Here is a 12,154-nt window from a genome sequence, read left to right as displayed (position 1 = left end):
CTTTTTTCAATGAAAGCCCAAACGGATGATTCGTCAGTTATTCCTATACCACAAAGAAAAAAAGAATTAGTTGAGTTAGTACAACCGAGGCAAATTATTGAAATACAGGAAATTGATGAGGGTATTCCAATTCCCAAAAGAAAAAAGGGTGTAGAAAGAAAACTAAGAGAAGACATCAAAGAGGTGAAAAATGAAATAAGAGATAAGAAAAATATTGAGAACAAAGATGATGAATTGGCTGTAACAGAAATTATTAATTCTATAAGGGATAAACTGACAGAGTGTTGGAGCATTCCTGAGAGCATAGTTTATAAAGAAAATTTTAGTATAAAAATTAACTTATTATTATCCAGTAAAGGCGAGATCGTTGTAGCCAACGTAGCAGATAGTAGTTCTTATCAAAATAATCCTCTTTTTAGATCAGCAGCAGATAATGCAATGCGTGCAGTATATAAATGTAGCCCGTTAATTGGCTTACCTGCTGAGCAGCATCACATTTGGCGCGAAGTCACGTTAGATTTTATTGTCCCAAATTTAGGAGAAAAACACTGGACTTAAAGTCCATCCTTTTAAGAATATAATTTTAAGGTGAAAAATCTCAAAGAATATGGAATATTATAGAAAAAGCAGTCACTCTGTATATATATCACATAGTGTGGATAACAAAATATCGATATCCAGTATTAGTTGGAGATATTGGATGGCTTTGTTGCATGGCTACCAATGAGAAGGTGTGATGTAAGGGATTTACGAGGCAAATTCGAATAGGCGGGAATGTTCAAAAAAGTGTGTCAAGCCGCATTTTTAGTTCAACTCAATTTTCAATCTGTTGGGAAAGAAGATGTCAAGTTGAGACATAGTTAAAGCCCAATTAGGGAGAGCCATAATCCACTTTTGCTCCACTTTTTTTATAGCACAATATACCAACTTATACAAGGCATTTGTACTGGTAAATGAGCCCTTGGTTTTAATGAATTTCCTGATTCGTCTATGCAACCCCTCAATTGGATTGGTGGTATAAATTAGCCTTCTAACAGGGCCAGAATACTTAAAATAACCAGACAAATTTTCCCAATTGTTTTGCCACGATTTTATGACCAAAGGATATTTTTCACCCCATTTTTCTTCCAGCTCAAGCAAATAATTTTCAGCGATTTCTTTACTTGAAGCACGATATATTTTTTTCAAATCATTCATGAAAATTTTCACATCTTTGCTGGATACATATTTCAATGAATTTCTTATCTGATGCACTATACATATTTGTACTTCTGCTTTGGGAAATACACTATTTATAGCCGCAGGAAAACTTTTTAGACCATCAACACATGCAATCAGAATATCCTCTACCCCTCTCTCTTTTAGGTCATTTAACACTCCTAACCAGAACTTCACTTTCGGCTAAATAAAAGCCTAGTACTTCTTTTCTGCCATTTTGATCTATGCCTAATATATTATACATGCATTTACTTACGCAATGCCCGTCCTCCTTGACTTTGAAAAACATGCCATCCATGAATACTATTGGATATACAGATTGCAGTGGACGACTGCGCCATTCATTGATTAACGGCAGTAATTTGTCGGTAATACTTGATATCTCTGCTGCCGATATTTTGTGGTCATACATCTCCTCTACATGCGATGCTATGTCCCTATACCCTTACTATTACCCACAAATGTAAATGGACTTATAAATAAAGGATTAGAATATTAAAGTTTGTGAATATTGAGGGTATAAAAATGGCAAACAAGGGTAATGAATGGGCTAGAAATGAATTGGGGGATGATGCACTTGGAGATAAAAGACTGACAGATCGATTAGTAAATATTGCTGATAGTTTAATAAGTTTACCTGAAAGTTCAATCAATCAAGCATGTGGAAGTTGGTCAGAAGCAAAAGCAGCTTATCGTTTTTTTCAAAATGAGAATGTAAAAGGAAGTGATATCTTAACATCGCATATTGCAAAAACTGTTGAAAGAACAAAAACTCATAAAAGGATTCTTGTGATTCAGGATACAAGTTGCATTTCATATATGGGACATGAAAAAATAAGAGGATTGGCAGTTGTTTCAAAAAAACAAAGTAAAGGTATTATGATGCACACAGCTTTTGCGATTAGTACAGAAGGCTTGACATTAGGAATACTAGACCAAAAGCTTTACTCGAGACCATCTATATCTAAAGAAGACCAAGAGCTAGAAAAAAGAAGACGTTGTAGAAACGTTAGTATTGAAGATAAAGAAAGCATAAAGTGGCTAGAAAGTTTAAAGAAAACAAATGAAATTATAGATTCAACTCAAACAGAAACTATAACGGTATGTGATAGAGAAGCAGATATTTATGATTTTTTTGAGCTTGCTTACCGTCTTAATTCAGCGGTTTTGATAAGAGCTTGTAGAAACCGAAACGTAAATAAAACATCTAGGTATTCTCGAGAAGAAAAATTATGGCAATTTATAGAAAGGGTTCCTTGTACTGGAAAAGTAGAAGTTGAAATTCCGGCTAGAGATAACAAGCCAAAAAGGATAGCATCTTTAGAAGTTATAGCACTTCTCATAATAGTCCAAAAAAGGTAAGATATGGATTTATAGTAGTGATGGTAAGCATGCCAGCAGCATATAGTTATGACTTAAGGAAAAAGGTAATGGAAGCATTGGATGAAGGAGAGAGTGGAGAAACTGTTGCCAAGAGATTTAAGATTGGAGAAACAACTTTATATGAGTGGAAGAAAAGACGTGAGAAAACGGGAGATTTTCAATCAAAAAAGCTTGGAAGCGTGGCATAAAATTACCGACTGGAATGCATTTGCCGAATTTGCAAATGAGCAAGGTGGCAAAACTCAGTCAGAGATGCTGGGGCAATATTAGTAGACAAACAATTCATCGAGCACTTAAAAATATAGGATTCACAAGAAAAAAAAGACCTACGGATATAAAGAAAGAAATGAAGAAAAGCGAGCTCAATTTTCAAAGGTTATAGCAACAAAAGAACCTAAAGAATTAGTGTATATAGATGAGTCTGGCATTGATAACACTGAACCTATGGGTATTGCCAGAAAGGACAGCGGTTTTATGCCCTAAAATCTGGAAAGAAAACTCAACGAATTAGCATGGTTGCAGCCTTAAGTGGAAGAAAAATAATTGCTCCGTTAACCTTTAAAGGCCACTGCAATATGGATATCTTTAATAAATGGTTTGAGCAGTTTCTGACACCGATTTTGGAACCTGGACAAACTGTTATCCTTGATAATGCTACTTTTCATAAGTCTAATAAGATTTGCTAAAGGAGTTGGTGCAGAAATTTTATATCTTCCTCCATATTCTCCAGATTTCAACAAAATTGAGCATTATTGGTTTGCTATAAAAAACAGAGCCAGGAAAAACATTCCTCTATTCGAATCCTTTCGTCGTGCTGTTGATTCTGCCTTCCTATGACCTGTTCGGACTATTATGAGAAATGTTATAACCCCAGCATTAACATGAGTATAAGTGTTGGTAGTGTGTCCAACAGCGAAGCAAGGGTCTCATCAAAATGTAAAGAAGTCTATGAACAAATAGAGGAAGAAATGAAAGCAAGCGAAATTTTGCATATTGATGAAATCAGTCACTACAACAAAGGCAAGTTGGGATGGTGCTGGATGTTTGCCAACAATAACGCAAGTCTTATGAAGTTAGCAGATACAAGAGGAATGAGGTTTTTAAAGAATAGTGCATTTTGTGATTACAAAAATCGTGTAATTACCGACAGATATGCAGTTTACAACTACTTCAGTGATGAAAAACGACAAATTTGTTGGGCTCACTTGTTGAGAAATTTCGAGAGGTTATCTCATAGCTGGAATAGTGAAGTAATGAGACTTGGCAATTGTTTAAAAGATGCAGCTAATGGATTATTTGCATTAAAAAATGCTTTGTCAGAAAATGAAATTAGTATTTCAAAGTTCACTAAGCAATCTAAAGAGTTGCGAAGATTTATGCAGTACTGCATGATAAAAATATCTTATATACTTGAAGCAAAAGGAGCTTCACGAACGGTAAAGGGTATTATAAAATCCGAGCCAATGATGTGGACATTTTTGGATGACCCAAAGAATATTCCATTAACGAATAATCATGTTGAACGACAAATACGGCGTTATGTTGTCTATCGTAAGAATTCATATTTTGCACAGTCAGAGCGAGGGAATAGATTCCTTGAGCGGATAATTTCTCTGTATCTCACTTGGAGACAAAAAAAAGTTAAATCCATTTCAAAACCTTTTATCTATTGTCTCTTAAGCCGCACCTCTGAACGGATACCCGTAACTGGGTTTAAAGCGATTCTAGTGTGCCGTAGAGACACAAAGACTGTTCAGAAAAGAACAAGCTGAGTGCAAAAGCTACGCAACAGATGAGGGTGGGCCCCTTGAAGCCAGTTTACAAGAGCAGGCTTCAAACAACCATAAGCTGCTTTGGTAAAGAGCCAAGGTAGTGAGCGTTATGGAAAAGGCACAATTATGTGTCATGTGTGAAATAGAGAGATGAACGAAAGTGAACCACTGAACACGTGTCGAAACTTAATGCGATGATGTCAAAACCAGGTGCGTAGAATTCACTTGGGATAAACCTATCGGGAGCTTGTTTACTGGGTAGGTGGCGTCCGGCATAGAGGTGGCATGAATCTATTTCAGGCTATTGTGTGGAACTGCGGGAACCTGTCGTTTCGATGATAAGGGAGAAATCCAAAGAGCTGATCTCTGAGGGTGAGAGTACCGATGCGAAAAACAGGGACGGATCAGCTCGTAGTAGTGAAGAAGTTTCTGTAATGGAAATGGAGCGAAGGGGCTGAGTTATTTAGTTTTAATTATTTATCAACCGAAAGGGAGGAGTTAATGAATAAAACAAAGTCTTTTGATATACCAAAGCAACTTATTTGGAAAGCTTATAAACAAGTATCGAAAAATAAAGGAGCGGCAGGTGTAGATGGGGTCTCGATAACAAAGTTTGAGGAAAATCTAAAAGATAATCTATACAAATTATGGAATCAGATGTCATCCGGAAGTTATTTTCCAGAGCCAGTAAAAGCTGTTGTAATACCAAAAGCTACAGGAGGAGAGAGAATATTAGGCATCCCTTCAGTAACAGATAGGATAGCACAAACAGCTGCCACAATGTATCTTGAGCCGTTGGTAGACCAGAAGTTTCATGAAGATTCGTATGGCTATAGACCAAACAAATCTGCACTGGACGCGGTAAGTACGACTTGCAAGAGATGCTGGAAGAATGATTGGACGGTAGATCTGGATATATCTGGATTTTTCGACAATTTGGATCACGAGTTAGCATTGGAAGCAATCAAGAAGCATACAGACTGCAAATGGGTCATACTGTACGTTGAACGGTGGATGAAAGTCCCTATTCAGCAAGCAGATGGTAGTAAGGTAGTTAGGGATAAAGGAGTTCCGCAAGGAGGTTCGATAAGCCCTATAATTTCGAACATATTTATGCATCATGTATTTGATATGTGGATGAGACAAAACTATCCAACCATGCCATTTGAGAGGTATGTAGACGACGCGATAGTACACTGCAAAACTCAGAAGCAGGCGGAATTTATCAAGGTAATGATCGGAAAAAGATTGGCTGAGTATAAGCTAAAACTACATCCTGAGAAGACACAAATAGTGTACTGTAAGGACCACTACAGGAAGGGCGAATTTCCCAAACAAAGCTTTGATTTTCTAGGCTACACTTTTAGACCTAGGTTAGCAAAGAACAAAGTTAAGGGTTATAGAGTCTTATTTATGCCTGCAATTAGCAACAAAGCCAAGAAAAAGATCCACCAAGCTATAAAATCATGGAAAATACACAGGCAAACATCTACAACCATGGAGGAGATATCAAAGAAAGTAAATCCCATAGTCAGAGGCTGGTTTCAGTATTATGGCAGGTTTTATAAATCAGAGATGCATCCAACTCTCAGAAATATAGAGAGATACCTAATAAAGTGGGCTAGGAAAAAATATAAGAAACTTCGAGCTCATGGAAGACTAGCGAGCCAATTTCTAGGAAAGGTGAGAAAAAGGTCTCCAAATATTTTCTACCACTGGGAACTAGGACAAGGATCAAAAGGCTAAATAATGGGAGCTGTGTGAGCTGAGAGGTTCATGCACAGTTCTGCGAGAGACTGGTGGGGAAGTTCCGCCGGTCTACTCTCCGTGTGCCGTAGAGACACAAAGACTGTTCAGAAAAGAACAAGCTGAGTGCAAAAGCTACGCAACAGATGAGGGTGGGCCCCTTGAAGCCAGTTTACAAGAGCAGGCTTCAAACAACCATAAGCTGCTTTGGTAAAGAGCCAAGGTAGTGAGCGTTATGGAAAAGGCACAATTATGTGTCATGTGTGAAATAGAGAGATGAACGAAAGTGAACCACTGAACACGTGTCGAAACTTAATGCGATGATGTCAAAACCAGGTGCGTAGAATTCACTTGGGATAAACCTATCGGGAGCTTGTTTACTGGGTAGGTGGCGTCCGGCATAGAGGTGGCATGAATCTATTTCAGGCTATTGTGTGGAACTGCGGGAACCTGTCGTTTCGATGATAAGGGAGAAATCCAAAGAGCTGATCTCTGAGGGTGAGAGTACCGATGCGAAAAACAGGGACGGATCAGCTCGTAGTAGTGAAGAAGTTTCTGTAATGGAAATGGAGCGAAGGGGCTGAGTTATTTAGTTTTAATTATTTATCAACCGAAAGGGAGGAGTTAATGAATAAAACAAAGTCTTTTGATATACCAAAGCAACTTATTTGGAAAGCTTATAAACAAGTATCGAAAAATAAAGGAGCGGCAGGTGTAGATGGGGTCTCGATAACAAAGTTTGAGGAAAATCTAAAAGATAATCTATACAAATTATGGAATCAGATGTCATCCGGAAGTTATTTTCCAGAGCCAGTAAAAGCTGTTGTAATACCAAAAGCTACAGGAGGAGAGAGAATATTAGGCATCCCTTCAGTAACAGATAGGATAGCACAAACAGCTGCCACAATGTATCTTGAGCCGTTGGTAGACCAGAAGTTTCATGAAGATTCGTATGGCTATAGACCAAACAAATCTGCACTGGACGCGGTAAGTACGACTTGCAAGAGATGCTGGAAGAATGATTGGACGGTAGATCTGGATATATCTGGATTTTTCGACAATTTGGATCACGAGTTAGCATTGGAAGCAATCAAGAAGCATACAGACTGCAAATGGGTCATACTGTACGTTGAACGGTGGATGAAAGTCCCTATTCAGCAAGCAGATGGTAGTAAGGTAGTTAGGGATAAAGGAGTTCCGCAAGGAGGTTCGATAAGCCCTATAATTTCGAACATATTTATGCATCATGTATTTGATATGTGGATGAGACAAAACTATCCAACCATGCCATTTGAGAGGTATGTAGACGACGCGATAGTACACTGCAAAACTCAGAAGCAGGCGGAATTTATCAAGGTAATGATCGGAAAAAGATTGGCTGAGTATAAGCTAAAACTACATCCTGAGAAGACACAAATAGTGTACTGTAAGGACCACTACAGGAAGGGCGAATTTCCCAAACAAAGCTTTGATTTTCTAGGCTACACTTTTAGACCTAGGTTAGCAAAGAACAAAGTTAAGGGTTATAGAGTCTTATTTATGCCTGCAATTAGCAACAAAGCCAAGAAAAAGATCCACCAAGCTATAAAATCATGGAAAATACACAGGCAAACATCTACAACCATGGAGGAGATATCAAAGAAAGTAAATCCCATAGTCAGAGGCTGGTTTCAGTATTATGGCAGGTTTTATAAATCAGAGATGCATCCAACTCTCAGAAATATAGAGAGATACCTAATAAAGTGGGCTAGGAAAAAATATAAGAAACTTCGAGCTCATGGAAGACTAGCGAGCCAATTTCTAGGAAAGGTGAGAAAAAGGTCTCCAAATATTTTCTACCACTGGGAACTAGGACAAGGATCAAAAGGCTAAATAATGGGAGCTGTGTGAGCTGAGAGGTTCATGCACAGTTCTGCGAGAGACTGGTGGGGAAGTTCCGCCGGTCTACTCTCCGTGTGCCGTAGAGACACAAAGACTGTTCAGAAAAGAACAAGCTGAGTGCAAAAGCTACGCAACAGATGAGGGTGGGCCCCTTGAAGCCAGTTTACAAGAGCAGGCTTCAAACAACCATAAGCTGCTTTGGTAAAGAGCCAAGGTAGTGAGCGTTATGGAAAAGGCACAATTATGTGTCATGTGTGAAATAGAGAGATGAACGAAAGTGAACCACTGAACACGTGTCGAAACTTAATGCGATGATGTCAAAACCAGGTGCGTAGAATTCACTTGGGATAAACCTATCGGGAGCTTGTTTACTGGGTAGGTGGCGTCCGGCATAGAGGTGGCATGAATCTATTTCAGGCTATTGTGTGGAACTGCGGGAACCTGTCGTTTCGATGATAAGGGAGAAATCCAAAGAGCTGATCTCTGAGGGTGAGAGTACCGATGCGAAAAACAGGGACGGATCAGCTCGTAGTAGTGAAGAAGTTTCTGTAATGGAAATGGAGCGAAGGGGCTGAGTTATTTAGTTTTAATTATTTATCAACCGAAAGGGAGGAGTTAATGAATAAAACAAAGTCTTTTGATATACCAAAGCAACTTATTTGGAAAGCTTATAAACAAGTATCGAAAAATAAAGGAGCGGCAGGTGTAGATGGGGTCTCGATAACAAAGTTTGAGGAAAATCTAAAAGATAATCTATACAAATTATGGAATCAGATGTCATCCGGAAGTTATTTTCCAGAGCCAGTAAAAGCTGTTGTAATACCAAAAGCTACAGGAGGAGAGAGAATATTAGGCATCCCTTCAGTAACAGATAGGATAGCACAAACAGCTGCCACAATGTATCTTGAGCCGTTGGTAGACCAGAAGTTTCATGAAGATTCGTATGGCTATAGACCAAACAAATCTGCACTGGACGCGGTAAGTACGACTTGCAAGAGATGCTGGAAGAATGATTGGACGGTAGATCTGGATATATCTGGATTTTTCGACAATTTGGATCACGAGTTAGCATTGGAAGCAATCAAGAAGCATACAGACTGCAAATGGGTCATACTGTACGTTGAACGGTGGATGAAAGTCCCTATTCAGCAAGCAGATGGTAGTAAGGTAGTTAGGGATAAAGGAGTTCCGCAAGGAGGTTCGATAAGCCCTATAATTTCGAACATATTTATGCATCATGTATTTGATATGTGGATGAGACAAAACTATCCAACCATGCCATTTGAGAGGTATGTAGACGACGCGATAGTACACTGCAAAACTCAGAAGCAGGCGGAATTTATCAAGGTAATGATCGGAAAAAGATTGGCTGAGTATAAGCTAAAACTACATCCTGAGAAGACACAAATAGTGTACTGTAAGGACCACTACAGGAAGGGCGAATTTCCCAAACAAAGCTTTGATTTTCTAGGCTACACTTTTAGACCTAGGTTAGCAAAGAACAAAGTTAAGGGTTATAGAGTCTTATTTATGCCTGCAATTAGCAACAAAGCCAAGAAAAAGATCCACCAAGCTATAAAATCATGGAAAATACACAGGCAAACATCTACAACCATGGAGGAGATATCAAAGAAAGTAAATCCCATAGTCAGAGGCTGGTTTCAGTATTATGGCAGGTTTTATAAATCAGAGATGCATCCAACTCTCAGAAATATAGAGAGATACCTAATAAAGTGGGCTAGGAAAAAATATAAGAAACTTCGAGCTCATGGAAGACTAGCGAGCCAATTTCTAGGAAAGGTGAGAAAAAGGTCTCCAAATATTTTCTACCACTGGGAACTAGGACAAGGATCAAAAGGCTAAATAATGGGAGCTGTGTGAGCTGAGAGGTTCATGCACAGTTCTGCGAGAGACTGGTGGGGAAGTTCCGCCGGTCTACTCTCCGTGTGCCGTAGAGACACAAAGACTGTTCAGAAAAGAACAAGCTGAGTGCAAAAGCTACGCAACAGATGAGGGTGGGCCCCTTGAAGCCAGTTTACAAGAGCAGGCTTCAAACAACCATAAGCTGCTTTGGTAAAGAGCCAAGGTAGTGAGCGTTATGGAAAAGGCACAATTATGTGTCATGTGTGAAATAGAGAGATGAACGAAAGTGAACCACTGAACACGTGTCGAAACTTAATGCGATGATGTCAAAACCAGGTGCGTAGAATTCACTTGGGATAAACCTATCGGGAGCTTGTTTACTGGGTAGGTGGCGTCCGGCATAGAGGTGGCATGAATCTATTTCAGGCTATTGTGTGGAACTGCGGGAACCTGTCGTTTCGATGATAAGGGAGAAATCCAAAGAGCTGATCTCTGAGGGTGAGAGTACCGATGCGAAAAACAGGGACGGATCAGCTCGTAGTAGTGAAGAAGTTTCTGTAATGGAAATGGAGCGAAGGGGCTGAGTTATTTAGTTTTAATTATTTATCAACCGAAAGGGAGGAGTTAATGAATAAAACAAAGTCTTTTGATATACCAAAGCAACTTATTTGGAAAGCTTATAAACAAGTATCGAAAAATAAAGGAGCGGCAGGTGTAGATGGGGTCTCGATAACAAAGTTTGAGGAAAATCTAAAAGATAATCTATACAAATTATGGAATCAGATGTCATCCGGAAGTTATTTTCCAGAGCCAGTAAAAGCTGTTGTAATACCAAAAGCTACAGGAGGAGAGAGAATATTAGGCATCCCTTCAGTAACAGATAGGATAGCACAAACAGCTGCCACAATGTATCTTGAGCCGTTGGTAGACCAGAAGTTTCATGAAGATTCGTATGGCTATAGACCAAACAAATCTGCACTGGACGCGGTAAGTACGACTTGCAAGAGATGCTGGAAGAATGATTGGACGGTAGATCTGGATATATCTGGATTTTTCGACAATTTGGATCACGAGTTAGCATTGGAAGCAATCAAGAAGCATACAGACTGCAAATGGGTCATACTGTACGTTGAACGGTGGATGAAAGTCCCTATTCAGCAAGCAGATGGTAGTAAGGTAGTTAGGGATAAAGGAGTTCCGCAAGGAGGTTCGATAAGCCCTATAATTTCGAACATATTTATGCATCATGTATTTGATATGTGGATGAGACAAAACTATCCAACCATGCCATTTGAGAGGTATGTAGACGACGCGATAGTACACTGCAAAACTCAGAAGCAGGCGGAATTTATCAAGGTAATGATCGGAAAAAGATTGGCTGAGTATAAGCTAAAACTACATCCTGAGAAGACACAAATAGTGTACTGTAAGGACCACTACAGGAAGGGCGAATTTCCCAAACAAAGCTTTGATTTTCTAGGCTACACTTTTAGACCTAGGTTAGCAAAGAACAAAGTTAAGGGTTATAGAGTCTTATTTATGCCTGCAATTAGCAACAAAGCCAAGAAAAAGATCCACCAAGCTATAAAATCATGGAAAATACACAGGCAAACATCTACAACCATGGAGGAGATATCAAAGAAAGTAAATCCCATAGTCAGAGGCTGGTTTCAGTATTATGGCAGGTTTTATAAATCAGAGATGCATCCAACTCTCAGAAATATAGAGAGATACCTAATAAAGTGGGCTAGGAAAAAATATAAGAAACTTCGAGCTCATGGAAGACTAGCGAGCCAATTTCTAGGAAAGGTGAGAAAAAGGTCTCCAAATATTTTCTACCACTGGGAACTAGGACAAGGATCAAAAGGCTAAATAATGGGAGCTGTGTGAGCTGAGAGGTTCATGCACAGTTCTGCGAGAGACTGGTGGGGAAGTTCCGCCGGTCTACTCTCCGTGTGCCGTAGAGACACAAAGACTGTTCAGAAAAGAACAAGCTGAGTGCAAAAGCTACGCAACAGATGAGGGTGGGCCCCTTGAAGCCAGTTTACAAGAGCAGGCTTCAAACAACCATAAGCTGCTTTGGTAAAGAGCCAAGGTAGTGAGCGTTATGGAAAAGGCACAATTATGTGTCATGTGTGAAATAGAGAGATGAACGAAAGTGAACCACTGAACACGTGTCGAAACTTAATGCGATGATGTCAAAACCAGGTGCGTAGAATTCACTTGGGATAAACCTATCGGGAGCTTGTTTACTGGGTAGGTGGCGTCCGGCATAGAGGTGGCATGAATCT

The 12,154-nt window shown here is 39.3% G+C and carries 9 protein-coding genes and 5 pseudogenes; 13 read left to right on the top strand and 1 reads right to left on the bottom strand.

Annotation, left to right across the window (positions count from 1 at the left end):
• Positions 1–9 precede the first annotated feature (9 nt).
• Positions 10–558, top strand: a complete 549-nt coding sequence (locus ABWU65_RS07790; protein ID WP_052265027.1) for a hypothetical protein — start codon at positions 10–12, stop codon at positions 556–558.
• A 49-nt stretch (positions 559–607) separates the two neighbouring features.
• Positions 608–701: pseudogene (locus ABWU65_RS07785) on the top strand (IS200/IS605 family transposase); the annotation flags it as partial.
• 103 nt (positions 702–804) lie between these two features.
• On the opposite strand, the pseudogene ABWU65_RS07780 reads toward ABWU65_RS07785, so the two are convergent.
• Positions 805–1,663, bottom strand: a pseudogene (locus tag ABWU65_RS07780) (IS256 family transposase); the annotation flags it as partial.
• Positions 1,664–1,743: 80 nt separating this feature from the next.
• Between ABWU65_RS07780 and ABWU65_RS07775 the strand changes: the two are divergent.
• From ABWU65_RS07775 to ltrA (ABWU65_RS07725), 11 genes and pseudogenes are all read left to right on the top strand, one after another.
• Positions 1,744–2,547, top strand: a pseudogene (locus ABWU65_RS07775) (IS4 family transposase); the annotation flags it as partial.
• A 62-nt stretch (positions 2,548–2,609) separates the two neighbouring features.
• A pseudogene (locus ABWU65_RS07770) lies at positions 2,610–3,438 on the top strand (IS630 family transposase).
• Positions 3,439–3,479: 41 nt separating this feature from the next.
• Positions 3,480–4,281: pseudogene (gene tnpC / locus ABWU65_RS07765) on the top strand (IS66 family transposase); the annotation flags it as partial.
• Between the two features lie 427 nt (positions 4,282–4,708).
• Entirely contained in the window at positions 4,709–4,831 is a 123-nt protein-coding gene (locus ABWU65_RS07760; RefSeq protein WP_262986403.1) for a hypothetical protein, read from the top strand.
• 43 nt (positions 4,832–4,874) lie between these two features.
• Positions 4,875–6,119, top strand: a complete 1,245-nt coding sequence (ltrA, locus tag ABWU65_RS07755; protein ID WP_353280030.1) for a group II intron reverse transcriptase/maturase — start codon at positions 4,875–4,877, stop codon at positions 6,117–6,119.
• 461 nt (positions 6,120–6,580) lie between these two features.
• Positions 6,581–6,703 (top strand): hypothetical protein, encoded by a 123-nt coding sequence (locus ABWU65_RS07750; protein WP_262986403.1) that lies wholly within the window; start codon positions 6,581–6,583, stop codon positions 6,701–6,703.
• Between the two features lie 43 nt (positions 6,704–6,746).
• The gene (gene ltrA, locus ABWU65_RS07745; protein WP_353280030.1) at positions 6,747–7,991 is read left to right on the top strand and encodes a group II intron reverse transcriptase/maturase; all 1,245 of its coding nucleotides are present in this window, start codon (positions 6,747–6,749) and stop codon (positions 7,989–7,991) included.
• Positions 7,992–8,452: 461 nt separating this feature from the next.
• Positions 8,453–8,575, top strand: coding sequence for a hypothetical protein (locus ABWU65_RS07740; protein ID WP_262986403.1), 123 nt, complete (start codon positions 8,453–8,455; stop codon positions 8,573–8,575).
• A gap of 43 nt (positions 8,576–8,618) precedes the next feature.
• Positions 8,619–9,863, top strand: a complete 1,245-nt coding sequence (ltrA, locus tag ABWU65_RS07735; RefSeq protein WP_353280030.1) for a group II intron reverse transcriptase/maturase — start codon at positions 8,619–8,621, stop codon at positions 9,861–9,863.
• Between the two features lie 461 nt (positions 9,864–10,324).
• Entirely contained in the window at positions 10,325–10,447 is a 123-nt protein-coding gene (locus ABWU65_RS07730; RefSeq protein WP_262986403.1) for a hypothetical protein, read from the top strand.
• 43 nt (positions 10,448–10,490) lie between these two features.
• A complete protein-coding gene (gene ltrA / locus ABWU65_RS07725) occupies positions 10,491–11,735 on the top strand; it encodes a group II intron reverse transcriptase/maturase (RefSeq protein WP_353280030.1) in 1,245 nt (414 codons plus the stop codon).
• Positions 11,736–12,154: the final 419 nt, after the last annotated feature.

It is taken from the genome of Wolbachia endosymbiont (group B) of Silvanus unidentatus, from assembly GCF_964028615.1.
Taxonomy (GTDB): domain Bacteria; phylum Pseudomonadota; class Alphaproteobacteria; order Rickettsiales; family Anaplasmataceae; genus Wolbachia.
This window is presented reverse-complemented; position numbering and strand designations above follow the sequence as displayed.

Coding starts and splice junctions, on each gene's coding strand:
- ABWU65_RS07760 (WP_262986403.1), top strand. CDS start 4,709: ATGATAAGGGAGAAATCCAAAGAGCTGATCTCTGAGGGTGAGAGTACC.
- ABWU65_RS07730 (WP_262986403.1), top strand. CDS start 10,325: ATGATAAGGGAGAAATCCAAAGAGCTGATCTCTGAGGGTGAGAGTACC.
- ltrA (WP_353280030.1), top strand. CDS start 8,619: ATGAATAAAACAAAGTCTTTTGATATACCAAAGCAACTTATTTGGAAA.
- ABWU65_RS07790 (WP_052265027.1), top strand. CDS start 10: ATGAAAGCCCAAACGGATGATTCGTCAGTTATTCCTATACCACAAAGA.
- ltrA (WP_353280030.1), top strand. CDS start 6,747: ATGAATAAAACAAAGTCTTTTGATATACCAAAGCAACTTATTTGGAAA.
- ltrA (WP_353280030.1), top strand. CDS start 10,491: ATGAATAAAACAAAGTCTTTTGATATACCAAAGCAACTTATTTGGAAA.
- ABWU65_RS07740 (WP_262986403.1), top strand. CDS start 8,453: ATGATAAGGGAGAAATCCAAAGAGCTGATCTCTGAGGGTGAGAGTACC.
- ABWU65_RS07750 (WP_262986403.1), top strand. CDS start 6,581: ATGATAAGGGAGAAATCCAAAGAGCTGATCTCTGAGGGTGAGAGTACC.
- ltrA (WP_353280030.1), top strand. CDS start 4,875: ATGAATAAAACAAAGTCTTTTGATATACCAAAGCAACTTATTTGGAAA.